This is a genomic window from Flintibacter hominis (assembly GCF_014287965.1).
Classification (GTDB): domain Bacteria; phylum Bacillota; class Clostridia; order Oscillospirales; family Oscillospiraceae; genus Lawsonibacter; species Lawsonibacter aceti.
Map to the genome: position 1 here is coordinate 177,946 of NZ_JACOPO010000005.1, position 15,820 is coordinate 193,765.

Annotated in this window: 13 protein-coding genes and 1 pseudogene; 4 read left to right on the forward strand and 10 right to left on the reverse strand. The window is 61.5% G+C overall.

The features are described 5' to 3' along the window. Positions 1–38: 38 nt before the first annotated feature. The 10 genes and pseudogenes from H8S11_RS09390 to H8S11_RS09435 all read right to left on the reverse strand — a co-directional run bounded on the left by H8S11_RS09390 (position 39) and on the right by H8S11_RS09435 (position 11,683). Positions 39–1,304 (reverse strand): biotin/lipoyl attachment domain-containing protein, encoded by a 1,266-nt coding sequence (locus H8S11_RS09390; protein WP_147572478.1) that lies wholly within the window; start codon positions 1,302–1,304, stop codon positions 39–41. 104 nt (positions 1,305–1,408) lie between these two features. Next, positions 1,409–1,495: pseudogene (locus H8S11_RS14260) on the reverse strand (RNA chaperone Hfq); the annotation flags it as partial. Between the two features lie 144 nt (positions 1,496–1,639). Continuing rightward, a complete protein-coding gene (hfq, locus tag H8S11_RS09400) occupies positions 1,640–1,876 on the reverse strand; it encodes an RNA chaperone Hfq (protein ID WP_147572480.1) in 237 nt (78 codons plus the stop codon). Between the two features lie 67 nt (positions 1,877–1,943). Then, positions 1,944–2,885: a tRNA (adenosine(37)-N6)-dimethylallyltransferase MiaA gene (miaA, locus tag H8S11_RS09405; protein ID WP_147572481.1), complete on the reverse strand. Its 942-nt coding sequence runs from the start codon at positions 2,883–2,885 to the stop codon at positions 1,944–1,946. Positions 2,886–2,906: 21 nt separating this feature from the next. Beyond that, positions 2,907–3,581 (reverse strand): hypothetical protein, encoded by a 675-nt coding sequence (locus H8S11_RS09410; RefSeq protein ID WP_186852934.1) that lies wholly within the window; start codon positions 3,579–3,581, stop codon positions 2,907–2,909. A 164-nt stretch (positions 3,582–3,745) separates the two neighbouring features. After that, the gene (mutL, locus tag H8S11_RS09415; RefSeq protein WP_186852935.1) at positions 3,746–5,776 is read right to left on the reverse strand and encodes a DNA mismatch repair endonuclease MutL; all 2,031 of its coding nucleotides are present in this window, start codon (positions 5,774–5,776) and stop codon (positions 3,746–3,748) included. A 72-nt stretch (positions 5,777–5,848) separates the two neighbouring features. Then, positions 5,849–6,604: an AAA family ATPase gene (locus tag H8S11_RS09420; RefSeq protein WP_186852936.1), complete on the reverse strand. Its 756-nt coding sequence runs from the start codon at positions 6,602–6,604 to the stop codon at positions 5,849–5,851. Positions 6,605–6,614: 10 nt separating this feature from the next. Then, the gene (gene mutS / locus H8S11_RS09425; RefSeq protein ID WP_186852937.1) at positions 6,615–9,221 is read right to left on the reverse strand and encodes a DNA mismatch repair protein MutS; all 2,607 of its coding nucleotides are present in this window, start codon (positions 9,219–9,221) and stop codon (positions 6,615–6,617) included. Positions 9,222–9,246: 25 nt separating this feature from the next. Next, positions 9,247–10,662 carry a tRNA (N6-isopentenyl adenosine(37)-C2)-methylthiotransferase MiaB gene (miaB, locus tag H8S11_RS09430; protein ID WP_147572488.1) on the reverse strand — a complete coding sequence of 472 codons (1,416 nt, stop codon included), beginning with the start codon at positions 10,660–10,662 and terminating at the stop codon, positions 9,247–9,249. 373 nt (positions 10,663–11,035) lie between these two features. Next, positions 11,036–11,683, reverse strand: a complete 648-nt coding sequence (locus H8S11_RS09435) for a GNAT family N-acetyltransferase (RefSeq protein WP_186852938.1) — start codon at positions 11,681–11,683, stop codon at positions 11,036–11,038. 256 nt (positions 11,684–11,939) lie between these two features. Here H8S11_RS09435 and H8S11_RS09440 point away from each other — a divergent pair, with 256 nt between their 5' ends. From H8S11_RS09440 to cuyB, 4 genes are all read left to right on the forward strand, one after another. Continuing rightward, on the forward strand, positions 11,940–12,395 hold the full coding sequence (locus tag H8S11_RS09440) for a hypothetical protein (protein WP_186852939.1): 456 nt from the start codon (positions 11,940–11,942) through the stop codon (positions 12,393–12,395). Between the two features lie 212 nt (positions 12,396–12,607). Continuing rightward, positions 12,608–13,675 (forward strand): alanine racemase, encoded by a 1,068-nt coding sequence (locus H8S11_RS09445; protein ID WP_147572491.1) that lies wholly within the window; start codon positions 12,608–12,610, stop codon positions 13,673–13,675. A 60-nt stretch (positions 13,676–13,735) separates the two neighbouring features. Further along, complete coding sequence (locus H8S11_RS09450) at positions 13,736–14,956, forward strand: carboxylate--amine ligase (protein ID WP_186852940.1); 1,221 nt, start codon at positions 13,736–13,738, stop codon at positions 14,954–14,956. Positions 14,957–15,015: 59 nt separating this feature from the next. Beyond that, positions 15,016–15,732, forward strand: a complete 717-nt coding sequence (gene cuyB, locus H8S11_RS09455) for a cysteate racemase (RefSeq protein ID WP_147572493.1) — start codon at positions 15,016–15,018, stop codon at positions 15,730–15,732. Positions 15,733–15,820: the final 88 nt, after the last annotated feature.

The following is a 15,820-nucleotide window of genomic DNA, read 5'->3' on the forward strand; positions in this document are numbered from 1 at the left end:
TCTCTCTATCTCAAGGGATCTTCCCCTTTTAATCCTCTCTAGAATTGAAGCAGTTGGCCGTCAAACAGTCCGATGGCCTGGGTGATGACCTCGTCCCCGGCCCGCAGGGCATCGCTGCTGGTGGAAGTAGGCTTGACCACATAGTAGTCGCCGCCCTCCGTCACCACCTGGATGCCCTTAAACTCCGCCCGGCCGGCCACCAGCACATAGACGCCCAGCTTGCTGACCTCCCGCTCCTCGCCGGTCTCCTCATCTTTCTGGGTAGATTTTATCATACGGACTGCCTCCTTGGGCACCCGCAGGCCGGAGAAGCTCTCAAAAATCAGCTCTGCCGTCTGATGGCGCAGCAGAGTGGTACGGGCCAGATACCGGTCCGAGGAAAAGACCACCAGGGTCACCTCTCCCTCTGTGGGACCCACCTGCTCCACCCGCATGTCCACGTCCTGGGAGAAGTCCCCGGTAAACCGGAGGAGGGCCGTTCCCCCCTCCCGCAGCCGCTCCGCCGCCTCGTTGGGCAGGCTGGCGGCAAAGTACCACCGGTCGGAGGTGATAAGCTTGCCCACCGCGCCTTCGTCGGCGCTCTGGCTGTCCATCATGGCGGCCAGGGAGGAGGGGGTGAGCTGGAACACCGTTTCCGGAGTCAGCAAGCTCTCATAGCCGTCCACCAGGCTGGAGAACACGCCGGACCGGTCGGCGGTGATCCGGGTCGTGGCCCCGGAAGACTGCTTGTACAGGGCGGAACGCTGGCTCTTCAGGCTCTGGAGCTGGGCCGTCAAATCGGCGGAGGTGAGGCCGTCGCCGTAGGTATAGCCCCGCTTCAGGACGCCGCTCTTTACCTCCCGCACCTGATCCTCCAGATCGGCGTAGTCCCCCAGGGCCGTAGAGGCCCGCAGAGATACCACGGACTGGAGGATATCCTCATCCAGCCGGGCGGCCGACTCCACATCGCCGCTCTGGGCGGCGGCATATTGGAGCAGCTCGATCTCCATGGACAGCCTGTCCAGTTCGGCCTGGTCGGCCTGGGCCTGGCTGTCCCGGTAGATAAGAGCCACGGTCTGGCCCACGCCCACCTTCTCTCCCTCGGTCCGGGTCACGTCCAGGATGCCGGCCTGACCGGACAGCGCCTTCTCCTCACGGACCAGCAGGCCATCGGCCTCCACGCTGTCGTTGACCGTGTAGGAGTAGGCCAGAGTGGTGGTGAAGGGGTCGTTCAAGGTGTCAAAGACGTAGTAGCCAAAGTAGATGGCCAGCGCCCCGGCGATGAGGACCATCACCAGTGTGATGACAGATTGTCCTTGCTTCATGGGTATTCTCTCTTTCTGTACAGCGTGCCTGCCCCGGCGGAACCCCGGAGGACCCGCAATTCACAGCCCTGGAGCCACTAGACCGCCCTTGGGACAGGCGGTGGTCATTCCAGCTCCCCCGGATCGCACAGGGGCACCGGCCGCTCCGGGACGATGGTGGAAATGGCGTGTTTATAAATGATCTGCTGCTTTTCCCATGGGGGGGCAAGCCCCCATGGGGTCCCGTTTTTTTATATCCTCGGGGCAAATGAATTGCCCCTCCGGAAATTGCCGGCTCGGCCGGCAATTTTACGCGCTTCGCGCGGGTCGCTGGCGCTCCCGCGGCAAGCAGCAGATTAGTCTCCCTCCCCGGGCTCGCACAGGGGCACCGGCCGCTCCGGAACGATGGTGGAAATGGCGTGTTTATAAATGATCTGCTGCTTGCCATCGCTGGTCAGCACTACAGTAAAGGCGTCAAATCCGGTGACATAGCCCCGCATCTGAAAGCCGTTCATCAAAAACATGGTGACGGGCCGGCGGTCCCGGCGGACCTGGGTCAGGAAGATTTCTTGAAGGTTGTTGGTTTTCTGCATGATATGTAGCACTCCTTTTTTCTTTAAGGGGGAAATCAGATTTGTTTTCCACCCTTGAGTGCTTCCACTATATACCAAAATCTTCCAGATATCCTGTCGAAACCTGGAGGGCCTGGGCAAAATTTGGCTCAGAGTCCCAGGTGATCCATTTGGCCGCCCCGTTCCGGCGGAACCAGGTGAGCTGCCGCTTGGCGTACTGACGGGAGCGCAGCTGGATCTCCCTCGCGGCCCGGTCCACATCCCCGTCTCCCCGCAGGGCGGCGGCCATCTCCTTATAGCCGATGGCCTGCATGGCAGTGCACTTCTCCGGCACGCCGCTGTCCAGCAGGGAGCGGACCTCCTGTGCCAGCCCCCGTTCCATCATTTCGTCCACCCGGCGGTCGATGCGGGCCCACATATCCTCCCGGCGCTGAAAGGCCAGGGTGATGGTCAGGGCGTCATAGCGGGGGGGCAGGGCCAGGGTCTCCCTGTTGTGCTGGGTGATGGTCTTTCCCGTGGACAGATAGACCTCCAGGGCACGGACGATCCGCTTCTCATCGTTGGGGTGGAGGCGGGCGGCGGTATCCGGGTCCGCCCTGGCCAGCTCGTCCAGCAGGGCCTGGCCCCCCTCCCGCCGGACCCGCTCCTCCAGTTGGGCACGGAGGGCGCTGTCCGGGTCAAAGTGGGCGAAGGTCCGCCCGGAAAGCAGGGAGTCGATATACAGTCCGGTCCCTCCGGCCACGATGGGCAGACCGCCCCGGGCGAGAATGTCGTCCACACAGCGGGCGGCCATGTCCACATACCGGGCCACAGAGAAGTTTTCTTCCGGCTCGGCCACATCCAGCATATGGTGGGGCACACCCTCCATCTCCTCATGGGTGGGCTTGGCGGTGCCGATGTCCATGCGGCGGTAGATCTGCATGGAGTCGGCGGACACCACCTCGCCGCCCCGGGCCTTGGCCAGCGCCACCGCCAGCTTTGTCTTGCCGGAGGCGGTGGGGCCGCTGATGACTAAGATTTTTGGGGGCATAAGAGCCACCTCCGCTGTCAGTTACGTTGTCTTGGGCATAGGCCACATGGTCACCCCGTCCCGTGCCGCCCGGAGGAGCCCTAAAAACCCGTCCATTTGAGTATTAAAGCACCTGCTGCCCGCCTGTAAAAGGGCTTCCTTGTCCTCCGGGTCCATATAGAGGGTATCAGCGGCCATAGCCTCATTGATCCAGGGGGAGGCGCCCCCTATTGTGCCGAACACATCGCCGGCATTGACTTCTATCCTATGCCAGCCCCCGCTCTGGGGGGCCTCTCCCACCTGGATGGAATCTTTTTCCCGCATAGCCAAAGCGTTGCGGAGGGCCAGATCTCCCAGCACCAGCTTGGTAAAGGCGGGGCTGTTGGTGGTGATGATCCGGCCACGGGTGGCCTCAGGATATCCAAACTCCATATCTCCGCCCACGAGACCCATCACGTTCTGAACCCCCGCCCCCACCACGCTCTTGGCCCGGATGTGTAACGTATACTCCCCATCCAGCCACACCATGGTCCGGGCCCTCAGCACGTCTCTGCTGCTCCCTCCGGTGAATTCCGTGTCAAACCAGACCAGAAGGGGGGTCTTTTCCCCCTCCGCCAGTACCAGATATCCGTCCCAGCAGGAGTCTCCGTTGCCGAAGAAATAGCCGCCCCGCTCCTGCTGGTAGCGGGCCAGATACCGATTCCATTCGATCGCCATGGATCTTCACCTCCAACCACCGGGGGCGGTCTGCCGCCCCTCGCTTTTCGACGCTCCGTTTCCTTATGGAAAGGGGGCTTCCACGCCGGGAGCCCTTTTTTGATTTCTCCTCGGGGAAAATAGATTCCCCCCTGCGGCGGCTGCGCCTGTAAAATATTGCCCTATCAGGCTCTTTTAAACTGTTTTTCCAATTCCTTTTTCGTCAGCTCGATGGCTACCGGCCGACCGTGAGGACAATATTTTACGCTGCCCTCCATGACCGCCTGGGCCACCCGCTCCAGCTCCTGAGGACTGGTCTTCCAGCCCCCCTTGATGGCCGCCTTGCAGGCCATGGTGTGGAGCAGCTCATCCCGGGCGGCGGCGGGGTCCGCCCCGCCCGTAGTCAGCAGCTTTTGGGCGATCTCCTCCAGGGTGGCGGGGATATCCTCCACCGCCACGTCAAAGGGGGCCTGACGGACCGCCAGGTCCTGCCCCAGCTGGTCCACCTCAAAGCCGAACTCCTCCAGCAGCGCCCCGTGGGCCAGCAGGACCTCCCGCTCCTGGGCGGACAGGCGGCAGATGGCGGGGGCCAGCAGGCTTTGGGCCATGGGGTCATAGCCCGACGCCTTCATCCGGTCAAAGTTCATCCGCTCATGGGCGGCGTGCTTGTCGATCAAATACACCGTGTCCCCCCGCTCCACGATGATATAGGTGTTGAGCACCTCCCCGGCCAAGCGCCAGCCCTCCTCCTGGGGGATAAGGGGGGTGTCCCCGGCGGAGGCGTCCCGCTCTTGACCAGGCCGCTCCTCCGCCACCGTCACTTGCGGCGGAGCCTCCTGATTCCTACGGGGCAGCTCCCCCTGCCCGGTGGAATCGCCCTTTGGCGGAATGGGGCTCCCTGTGGCACGGCCGGGCGCCTCCTCCCGCCTCGCCGGGGCGGCCGGGGTCAGGACGGCGGCCAGAGGGCTGGGGCTGAAGCGCCCAACGGGCTTCCTCTCTCCGGCGGGGGCGGCCGGTCGACCCTGGTAGCTGGTGTCATGGACCTGGACCACGCCGGACGGGACGCTCTCCCGGCGGGGGGGCTGGGGTGGGACGGGGGGCCTTTCCCCCTGCCGTCCCTCCGCCGCCCAGGACGGACCTCCGAGCCGGGTCTGGTTCGGCGTAACCGTATCCTGGGGCCTCACCCCGGCCAGGACGGTGTTTTTCAGCTCCACCTGGGGGTGGGAGCGGTCGCGCTCCAGGGCGGAGAGGACCGCGTGGTATATGGCGGAAAATACCTGGCGCTCCTGGCCGAACTTCACCTCGGTCTTGGCGGGGTGGACGTTCACATCCACAGCGGACAGCCTCAACTCCAGATGGAGGACACAGCCTGGAAATTTGCCCACCATCTTCTGGTTTTGATATGCCTGCTCCAGGGCGGCGGCCATCAGCGGGCTTTTCACCTGGCGGCCGTTGACGAAAAAGAACTGCCAGCTCCGGCTGCCCCGGCAGCAGGCGGGCATGGACACGAAGCCGGTCACAGTCATATCCTCGCCGCTGGACTTCACCGGGCGGAAGCCCAGTGCCAGCTCCCGGCCCAGGACGGAATAGACGGCGGACTGGAGCTGTCCGTCACCGGGGGTGAGCAGCTCCTGCTTGCCGTCCCTGATAAATTTCACACTCACCTCCGGGTGGGACAGGGCCGCCCGCTGGACCACGGCAAAGACGGCCGCCCCCTCGGCGGCGTCCTTTTTCATGAATTTCAGCCGGGCGGGGGTGTTGTAGAACAGGTCCCGCACCACCATGGTGGTGCCCAGGGGGCAGCCCGCCTCCTCCACCTGTCCCGGTACTCCGCCCTCCAGGGCCAGGGAGGCCCCCAGAGGGGCGTCCGCTGTCCGGGTCATCACCTCCACACGGGACACGGCGGAGATGGCGGCCAGAGCCTCCCCCCGGAAGCCCAGGGTTCCGATGGCCTCCAGGTCATACTCAGTGCGCAGCTTGCTGGTGGCGTGGCGGAGGAAGGCGGTTTTCAGCTCCCCGGCGGGGATGCCCTTCCCGTCGTCCGTCACCCGGAGGAAGGTCATTCCTCCGTGGGAGATCTCCACCGTGATGGCGGAAGCCCCAGCGTCGATGGCGTTCTCCATCAGCTCCTTGGCCACGCTGGCGGGCCGCTCTACGACTTCACCGGCGGCGATCAGGTCGGCAACATGGGGGTCTAACACTTGGATATTTGGCATGATATACCTCTTTTTCTGTTCTAAGCTGTGGGGCGGAGGGGCCGCTTTCCATGGCGACCTTCCGGGAAATGGTCAGCCCTCCTCTTGAAACAGCAGCTCCATCATCCGCTCCGGGGCCTCCAGAAACCGCCGTGTCAGCTGATAGTGCTCTGTATCTCGATAGTTCACCTGGGAGATCCCTGTTTCTGACAACTGATAGATACAGGCGCCGGGGTAAGCCATCAGGATCGGGGAATGGGTGGCGATGAGAAACTGGGAGTCCCGTCCCACCAGATGGCGGATGTGGACCAGCAGAGTCATCAGCCGGGCAGGGGAGAGGGCGGCCTCCGGCTCGTCCAGCAGGTATAGGCCCTGGCCGCCAAAGCGGTGCTCCACCAGGGAGAGGAAGCTCTCCCCGTGGGACTGCCGGTGGAGGGACACCCCGCCGTAGCTGTCAATGACCCGTCCGCCCGGCCCCGGCTCCTCGTCCATCTCATCGATGTTGGTAGCCACGTTATAGAAGCTCTCCGCCCGAAGAAAAAAGCCGTCCCGTGGGTAGCTCCTTCGCCCCACCGTCAGATAGCGGTGCAGGGGAGAGTGGGTGTCACGGGTGGAAAAGCTGAAATTTCGGGTGCCTCCCTCGGCGTTGAAGCCACAGGCCACCGCAATGGCCTCCAACAGAGTGGATTTGCCCGTGCCGTTCTCCCCCACCAAAAAGGTGACGGGAGCGGGGAAGGTCAGGGGGTGGTCCCGGCCCCCCAGGGCCCGGACGGCCGGGAGGGCGGCAAGATAGCTGTCCGCCGGGACAGGCTGATTTAAGTAGATACGGTCGATATAGCGGCGGTCCATGGCGCTCCCCTCACTGGGCCAGATCCTGCTTCAGCTCGGCCAACAGATTCAGCGCCTCGATGGGGGAGAGGACGTTCACATCGGTCATCCGCAGCTTCTTCAGCACGGTCTGGCCCCCCAGGTCGCCCAGGGAGATCTGCTCCTCAACCGATGGCTGTGTCCCGGCAGCGGGCTGGGGTACTCCTGCCTCCAATTCCTCCAGAATCTCCCTGGCCCGGCGCACCACCCGGTCGGGCACCCCGGCCAGCTTGGCCACCTCCACGCCGTAGCTCTGATCGGCCCCGCCCCGGACGATCTTCCGCAGAAAGATGACGTCAGAGCCCTTTTTCTTGGCGGCGATGTTGTAATTCTTCACCCCTGGGATCTGGCCCTCCAGAGCAGTAAGCTCATGGTAGTGGGTGGCGAACAGGGTCTTGGCCCCCAGCCGCCTGGGGTCGGCGCAGTGCTCCAGCACCGCCCGGGCGATGGCCATGCCGTCATAGGTGGAGGTGCCCCGGCCAATCTCGTCCAGGATCAGCAGGGATCGCCGGGTGGCGTTTTTCAGCAGGGCGGCCACCTCGGTCATCTCTACCATAAAGGTGGACTGGCCGGCGGACAGGTCGTCGCTGGCTCCGATGCGGGTAAACACCCGGTCCACCACCCCAATATGGGCCGACTTGGCTGGGACGAAGGAGCCCATCTGGGCCATGAGGACAATGAGGGCCACCTGGCGCATATAGGTGGACTTGCCCGCCATGTTCGGGCCGGTAATGATGGCGCACATATCCTGGCCGCAGTCCATGTGGGTATCGTTGGGGACAAAGAGGGCATTTTTCAACACCTTTTCCACAACGGGGTGGCGGCCCTCCACAATGGTCAGAGAGTTGGAGGCGTCCACCTGAGGCATACAGTAGCCGTTGGCGGCGGCCACAGCAGCGAAGGAGTTGAGCACGTCCACCTGGGCCACGGCGGCGGCGGACTTCTGCACCCGGTAGACCTGGGCGCACACGGCCCCCTTTAATTGGCAGAAGATCTGGTACTCCAGGGCAGTCACCTTATCCTGGGCGGACAGGATGGCGTGCTCCAGCTCCTTCAGCTCCTGGGAGATGTACCGCTCGGCGTTCACCGTAGTCTGCTTCCGGGCCCACTCAGGGGGCACCAGGTCGATCTGGGACTTGGCCACCTCGATGTAATAGCCAAAGACCTTGTTGCTCTTGATCTTCATGTTCTTGATGCCCGTCTGCTCCTTGGTCCGGGCCTCCAGCTGGGCCAGCAGCTCGGCGGAGTGCTCCAGCAGGTTGCGCTGCTCGTCCACCTCCGGATCATAGCCATCCCGGATAAAGCCGCCCTCCCGGACGGAGAAGGGGGGCTCGTCCACCAGGGCCCGGTCCAGCAGGTCCCGGACCTCGGGCAGGTCGTCCAGCTCCTCCCGGAGGGACTGGAGCAGGGCGGAGGGACAGTGGCCCAGCAGTTCCCGAATACGGGGCAGTCGGGCCAGGCCGCCCGACAGGGCCACCAGGTCCCTCCCGCCGGCGGAGCCATAGACCACCCGGCCGATGAGCCGCTCCAGGTCGGTGACTTCCCGCAGGGTGAGGGCCAGCTCCTCCCGGGTGATGATGTCCTCCACCAGGTCGGACACGGCCTGCTGCCGCCGGCCGATCTGGACTGGGGAGAGGAGGGGCCGCTCCATCCAGCCCCGGAGCAGGCGGCCGCCCATAGCGGTCTTTGTCTTGTCCAGCACCCACAGCAGGGAGCCCTTCTTGTCCTTGGACCGGAGGGTGGAGGTGAGCTCCAGGGTCTGCCGGGCGGTCAGGTCCAGCTCCATGAACTGCTCGGCGGTGTAGTAGGTAAAGTTGGCGATGTGGGACAGGTCTGTCTTCTGGGTCTCGTAGAGATAGGTCAGCAGGCCGCCGGCGGCCTGGACCGCCCCCTCGTCCCCCCGAGGCAGGGTGTCCAGCCCGGCCTTAAACTGCTTTTCCACCAGGGGACGGGCGGCGTCCAGGCGGAACCTGGCCTCCCCACCGTTCTCACAGGGGCAGTCCAGCCGCTCCCGCAGGAAGGGAACCAGGCCGTCAAGCTGAAACGCCCCGTCGGACAGCACCGCCTCGGCGGGGTGAAATCTACCCAGCTCGTTCTCCAGGTGGTCCAGGGCCTCCGCTCCGGCGGGGAAAGAGGTGGCGTACACCTCGCCGGTGGAGATGTCGCACAGGCACAGGCCAAAGGCGGCCGAGTCGGCGTAGACGGCGCAGATGTAGTTGTTTTTCCCCTCCTCCAGCATGGAGGAGGCGATGACGGTGCCCGGAGTGATAACCCGGATGATCTCTCGGTCTACCAGGCCCTTGGCCAGAGCCGGGTCCTCGGTCTGCTCGCAGATGGCCACCTTGTAGCCCTTGGCGATGAGCCGGGCGATATAGCTGTCACAGGAGTGATAGGGGACCCCGCACATGGGGGTGCGCTCCTCCGGGGGCTTGTTCCGGTCCCGGGTGGTCAGCGTCAGGTCCAGCTCCTTGGACACCAGTTTGGCGTCCTCGTTGAACATCTCGTAGAAGTCGCCCAGCCGGAAAAATAGGATGGAGTCCGGGTTCTGGGCCTTGATATCCAGGTATTGCTGCATCATGGGGGTGGTTTCTGCCGGCATAGGGGGCACCTACTTTCTTCTCTCTCTACTCAATCAGCTCCCCAAACAGGGACCACTTGTTGGCGTCGGTGATCTTCACATCCCGGAACTGGCCTAGGGCGGACCTGCCGCCCACCACTCGGACCAGGCGGTTTCCGGGGGTGCGGGCGGTAAGGTCGTACCGCTCGTCGTCGGACAGTCCGTCCAGCAGACAGCGCACGGTCCTGCCGACATAGGCCCGGTGCTTCTCCTCGGAGATGGCGTCTTGAAGGGCGGTCAGCCGGTTGAAGTTGGCCAGCTTCTCCTCCCGGGGCATGGGATCGTCCATGTTGGCCGCCGGGGTCCCCACCCGGGGGGAAAAAATGAAGGTGAACAGGGCGTCAAAGCGGACCTCCTCCAGCACCTTCAAGGTGTCCTCAAACTCCTCGGTGGTCTCCCCAGGGAAGCCCACGATGATGTCGGAGGTCAGTACGATATCGGGGATCAGGGACTTTAGGTCCCGAATCTTTTCTAAATACTGCTCTCTGGTATGCCTCCGGTTCATCACCTTCAGCACCCGGTCATTTCCCGCCTGGAAGGGCAGGTGGAGGACGGGGGCCACCTTCTCACACCGAGCCATGGTTTCAAACAGCTTGTGGGTGGCGTCCTTGGGGTGAGAGGTCATGAAGCGGATGAGAAACTCCCCAGGGATAGCGTTGACCCGCTCCAGCAGGTCGGCGAAATCCATCGGCTCCTCCAAATCCTTGCCGTAGGAGTTCACATTCTGACCCAGCAGGGTGATGTCCTTATAGCCCTCCCGCGCCAGCTCCTCCACTTCCTGGAGGATATCCTCCGGCCTCCGGGACCGCTCCCGCCCCCTGACATATGGCACAATGCAGTAGGAGCAGAAGTTGTTGCACCCGTACATGATGGACACCCATGCCTTCACCTTATCCTGGCGGACTACCGGAATGCCCTCAGCGATGGAACCCGCCTCGTCAGCGTTGGAGAAGATGCGGCCCCGCTGGGTCAGCAGGGTGTAGATCATCTCCGGAAACTTCCACAGTGCGTGAGGGCCAAAGACCAGGTCCACATGGCGGTAGGACTGGCGTATCTTTTCAGCCACATGAGGCTCCTGCATCATACAGCCGCACAGGCAGATCAGCTGCTCCGGGTGGCGGCGCTTCACATGGACCAGCGCGCCCACGTTGCCCAGCACCCGCTGCTCGGCGTGTTCCCGGATGGCGCAGGTGTTGATGACGATGATCCGGGCCCGCTCCTCGTCGTCCGTAAAGCCGAAGCCCATCTTTTTCAGATAGCCCCGGATGCGCTCGCTGTCCGCCTCGTTCTGCTGGCAGCCATAGGTGTCCACAAAGGCCAGAGGCCGCTCCGGCCACTGGGCGGTGACGGCGGCGACCTGTTCGCAGTACCAAAGCTGGCGCTCTACGTCGCCCTGGGGGATGATCGTAGTGGTCTTTTCCATGTTGTTCCTCCCGATACAGGGGTATTTGCCGCCCTGTTTCGGGCGCACATACTGAATCATTATATTATAGCATTTATTGAGCGGAAACACAAGAAGGAGGGGGCGCCGATCTGGCGCCCCCTCTCAGGCCTTTCGACAAAGTCAACAGGCCCTCTCCAAAACGCAAACATTTCTTTCGAAGACCTGCAGCCTGCTGCGTCGCACTCGCTGTGCTCGCACACTTGCAGGCTGAGAAGTGTTTTTTCCAGGCGCATATCCTCGGAAAAACAAATTTCATTCTGTCGTCTGCGGACGATGGAACTCCGCGAGGCTCTTACACAAAATTTGGGGTATTTCTACTTTTTCGACGAGCTGCCTGCTTTTTTATATCGGTCTATTCCGGCAGCATCGCGCTGCTTAGGATATAGAACTCCTCTTGGCAGGGCAGTTCCTTTTTCTCCAGGGGCTCCAGGGTGTCGTCATAGGCCAGGGCCTCCTCCTCGCTAAACTCAAAGACGGGACTCTGGCGGTACACCCACTTCCTGCCGTCCAGGGAGCCGGGGACCAGCTCCTTTACCAGCATGGCCGCCGGGAAGGAGCCGTTCTCCAGGCAGACGTTGTACCTCTTGCAGCTCTTAAAGCCCCGGCTCACATAGTTGCCCGGTGCGCCGAAGATTACAATGGTGTCGTAGCCCATCTCCACCGCCTTTTGGAAGGATGCCTCCATCAGCCTCTTTCCGTACCCCATGCGCTGATACTCCGGCAAAACGCATACCGGACCAAAGGTGAGGATCTCCCGCTCCTTCCCACGCTCGTCCACCAAGTGGGCTCTGGTGTACATGATCGCTCCGATGACCTGTCCCTCCAGCTCCAGCACTAGGTCCAGCTCCTGAATAAAGTCCGGGTGGGAGCGCATGATGTGGACTAGGTAGTGCTCCGCGGCTCCGGGAATATACAAGTTATAAAAGGCCCGCCTGACGATCTCCTCTACCCTGGGCCGGTCGTCCTCTGTTTCCCTCCGGATAATAATGTCTTTTCTCATAGATGTTCCTCCGATCCTGCGGGCCGCTGTCTGGCCGTGCCCGTATTGTTTAGTTTACCACGCTTTCTTCCCCCGTACAACAGAGGTCCGCTTCCTTTTTCTCCATAGGGATGTCCCGGTGAGATCCATTATCCCTTTTTCCTTTTGAATGCATGGAGTCTAACTCCATCGATTTTACCAAGCATTGATACAAACAAAACAATGTGATAAATTAAACCAAAAGGACAGATTGGAATATTTTAAGGGGGCATCTCCAATGAGTGTATGTACATTTATCGCTTCAGACTATCCTTTGACTGAAATAGAACCTTCACAGGATTACCCATTGGATATACATATTGATGATGGCACAGTACATGATGGCGGCGCGGATGATAACTATTGCCTGTACACCTTTACAGATGTTGAGGACTATACCGAAAAGAGAAACGCTGTCTATCTGGAATGGAATTATACCGATGGCAGAGCCAAGCAAATAATTGCATATATAAAAAACGCGCTGCAAAATACTGATTCTATAGAGCTCTGGCATGTGTGGCTGATGGACTGCTATGAATTTGAGGACAGCCCTGTAGTTCACAGAAGAACAATATCCATTTCTGATCTTACCACAAAACATATCAAGGACATTGATAGTGCAGATATTTGGAATACCCCGGATAAAATGCATCCAAATAGGCCTTCCTTTTATTGCATGGAAATAAAGCGATAATAACAAGGAAATTCCGACTTATGTATCAGTTATCAACTGAGAATATGCCTCTCTTCGTCATTTCGACGAACGAATTGTTAGGTAAGCCTAAATCGGTCCAAAGGGGAAAGGGGAGGCGCCATCTATCCGTTGCCTTTTATTTCAAATAGTGGTAAAATGAAGCGTTAATATGGGTAAGATATATCCTGGAGAGATAGAGGGGAGCCATCCATATGCGTAAATTAGTCATCGAAAAGTCGGCGGTCAAAAACAACCTGGCGGTGATCAAGGAGCGGGCCGCCGGGGCGGTGATCTATGGCGTGCTGTCTGGGGACGGAGGGGGCGCCGGCATCGCGGCCCTGGCCCAGCTTCTCCGGGACGAGGGTATCGGCCACTTTGCGGTGTCTGAAGTGTCCGAGGCCCAGGCGCTGCGCGAGGCCGGCTTTGTGGACGAGGAAATCCTGATGCTCCGTTCCACCACTGACCGGGAGGAGCTGGAGCGGCTGGTGGACCTAAACGCGGTGTGCACCATCTCTTCGGTGGACACCGGGATGGCTCTGAACGCGCTGGCGGAGAACCGCTCCACCGTGGTGGAGGCCCACATTCAGGTGGACACCGGGATGGGCTTTGGAGGCTTTCTGGTGGGGGAGCCGGAGAAGATCCTGCTGGCCTATCGCTCTCTCCCCAATGTGGCTCTATCTGGCATCTATACTCAGCTCCACGCCGCCCAGCCCAACGACCCGGAGGCCAAGCAGCAGCTGGAGCAGTTCCACCAGGTGCTGGACACGATCCATGCCGCCGGCTTTGAGACCGGAGTGGTCCATGCCGCCGGCTCCTTCTCTCTGCTCCACGACGACAGCGCCCGGCTGGACGGCGTGCGGGCCGGCTCCGCTATTTTGGGGCGGTGCCGACGGACCCGGGACGACGGATTGCGAACCGTTGGCTATGGGGAAGCCCCTCTGGCCGAGGTCCGCTGGCTGCCCAGGGGCCACACCATCGGGGCGGACAAGCCCCTTGTGCTGAAAAAGCCTACCCGAGTGGCCGTCCTACCCGTGGGCTATCAGAACGGCTTTGGCGTGGAGCGCCCCCGGCAGTCCGGCCTGACCGCCCTGCTGGCCCAGTGGCGCCGGAGCCGGAGACGCACCGTCCGCGTCGGAGAGCAGCGCGCCCGGGTGCTGGGCCCCGTGGGCGCCAGCGAGACTATTCTGGATGTAACCAACATGAAATGCGCCTATGGGGATTTGGCGGTCTTTGAGATGGACCCTCTGTTTGCCAGGGGCTTTGTCATTGAGTACCGCTGACCTGCCTTTTGGCACGCCCCCTCTTTACCCTTTACTCTTGAGAAAAAGGAGTCCTATCAAGTGTCCGATCCTTTACAATTTCAGCCCCTCCTCTTTGGCGGGGACATCAACGTGTACTCCGTGGCCAGGGCCTTTCATGAGGCCTATGGGGTAAGGAGCGTGGCCTATGGCAAATATCCCTCCTTCCCCTGCCACGGCTCCGCCATCCTCGACTACCGGGTGTGCCCCGACAACGAGAGCGAGGCGGCCTTCCGCCGGAACACAGAGGCGGTAGCCAGGGAGTTTCCGGACAAAAAAGTCCTCCTGCTGGGCTGCGGGGACAGCTATGTCCAGCTGGCCGCCCACTGTAAGGACAGCCTGCCGGCCAACGTCATCGCCCCCTACATTGACGGAGACCTGCTGGACACCCTCATCAACAAGGAAAAGTTTTACGCCCTGTGCGACCAGCATGGCATCGATCACCCGGCCACCTTTATCTACGACAAGTCCATGGGCCACGACTTTCAGCTCCCCTGGGGTCCGCCCTACATTGCCAAGCCCGCTGACAGCGTGGCCTACTGGGCCTGTGGGGACCACTCCTTGGCCAAGGTCTACATCTGTCAGAGCTGGGAGGAGCTGCTGGCCGCTCTGGACCATGTATATGCCGCCGGCTACCCGGACCACATGGTCCTTCAGGAGTTCATCCCCGGAGATGACAGCTATATGCGGGTGCTGACCAGCTACTCCGACCGGAACGGTCGGGTGACCACCATGTGCCTGGGCCATGTGCTGCTGGAGGAACACTCCCCCCACGGCATCGGAAACCACGCCGTCATCCTGACTGAGTGCGACGAGGCCCTAGAGCTGAAAATCAAAACTCTCCTGGAGGCCCTTCACTTCACCGGCTTCTCCAACTTTGACATCAAGTACGACAGCCGGGACGGGAAGTACAAGGCCTTTGAGATCAACTGCCGCCAGGGGCGGAGCAACTACTACGTCACCGGGGCGGGCCACAACATCGCCAAGATGGTCGTCCAGGACCGTGTGGAGGGGAAGGACCTGCCCTTTGAGATGACCCGCAACCGCTCCCTGTGGCGCATGGTTCCCCGGAAGGTGGCCTTCAAATTCACCCCAAAGCAGTACCACCAGGAGATGCGGGCCCTCATTAAAGCCGGGGCGGACAGCCACTCCCTGGTTTACGACAAGGATGGCTCTCTCAAGCGGCGGCTCCGGGTGATGAAAAACCACCTGGGGAATATCAAGCGGTTCGACCAGTATAACAAGATACCCGCGGAGGATTGACCGGCACAGGACCTGCGGCTCCTCTTTTTTGCTGTTCTTCTTCCCACCATGGTGATTTTATGGAATATCGTTTAGGCGTTCTGGGGGGAATGGGCCCCCAGGCAACCAATACCTTTTATCAATTTGTCATTGACCGGACGGAGGCCTCCTGTGACCAGGAGCACGTCAACGCCCTGATCCTCTCGGACAGCCAGATGCCCGACCGCACCGAGGCTATTTTAGGCAGCGAGGGGGAACGGGAGGCTGTTTTTCAACGGCTGTTGGCCGACGCGCGCCTGCTGGAGGGAGCGGGCTGTACCGTCATCGCCGTCCCCTGCAACACCTCGCACTTCTTTTTGGACAGGGTGCAGGAGCAGGTAGGGGTGCCCATCCTCCACATGATACGGGAAACCGCCCGTCTGCTGGCCTCCCAGGGGTTGAAGCGCCCTGGCATCCTCGCTACGGATGGTACAATTCAGTCCGGATTATACCAAAAGGAATTTGAGGCTGTGGGGATTCAGGCGACAGTACCCACGCCGCCGGCCCAGAAGCTGGTCATGTCCCTGATCTACGACGATGTGAAGTCCGGTCGGGACGGGGACCCCCAGAAGTTCGCCGCCATCCACCGGGACCTGGAGGAACAGGGCTGCGACTGTGGCGTGCTGGCCTGCACCGAGCTGTCCGTCTTTGCCGACAGGCACCACCTGCCTCCCTTCTACACAGACGCCATGGCCGTCCTGGCCGAGCGGTCGGTCCAGGCCTGCCGCAAGCCCCTGCGGCACATCTTCATCAAATAGCGTGAAGCATAGAGATTTTGTGTCCGGCCCTGCCGGACGCCTTAAAATCGGTTTGCCTGGGACAAACACAATATCTTCCCTCTCAACC

Excerpts from the sequence above, each read along its gene's own strand:
- H8S11_RS09390 (WP_147572478.1), bottom strand. The coding sequence starts at position 1,304 with ATGAAGCAAGGACAATCTGTCATCACACTGGTGATGGTCCTCATCGCC.
- hfq (WP_147572480.1), bottom strand. The coding sequence starts at position 1,876 with ATGCAGAAAACCAACAACCTTCAAGAAATCTTCCTGACCCAGGTCCGC.
- miaA (WP_147572481.1), bottom strand. The coding sequence starts at position 2,885 with ATGCCCCCAAAAATCTTAGTCATCAGCGGCCCCACCGCCTCCGGCAAG.
- H8S11_RS09410 (WP_186852934.1), bottom strand. The coding sequence starts at position 3,581 with ATGGCGATCGAATGGAATCGGTATCTGGCCCGCTACCAGCAGGAGCGG.
- mutL (WP_186852935.1), bottom strand. The coding sequence starts at position 5,776 with ATGCCAAATATCCAAGTGTTAGACCCCCATGTTGCCGACCTGATCGCC.
- H8S11_RS09420 (WP_186852936.1), bottom strand. The coding sequence starts at position 6,604 with ATGGACCGCCGCTATATCGACCGTATCTACTTAAATCAGCCTGTCCCG.
- mutS (WP_186852937.1), bottom strand. The coding sequence starts at position 9,221 with ATGCCGGCAGAAACCACCCCCATGATGCAGCAATACCTGGATATCAAG.
- miaB (WP_147572488.1), bottom strand. The coding sequence starts at position 10,662 with ATGGAAAAGACCACTACGATCATCCCCCAGGGCGACGTAGAGCGCCAG.
- H8S11_RS09435 (WP_186852938.1), bottom strand. The coding sequence starts at position 11,683 with ATGAGAAAAGACATTATTATCCGGAGGGAAACAGAGGACGACCGGCCC.
- H8S11_RS09440 (WP_186852939.1), top strand. The coding sequence starts at position 11,940 with ATGAGTGTATGTACATTTATCGCTTCAGACTATCCTTTGACTGAAATA.
- H8S11_RS09445 (WP_147572491.1), top strand. The coding sequence starts at position 12,608 with ATGCGTAAATTAGTCATCGAAAAGTCGGCGGTCAAAAACAACCTGGCG.
- cuyB (WP_147572493.1), top strand. The coding sequence starts at position 15,016 with ATGGAATATCGTTTAGGCGTTCTGGGGGGAATGGGCCCCCAGGCAACC.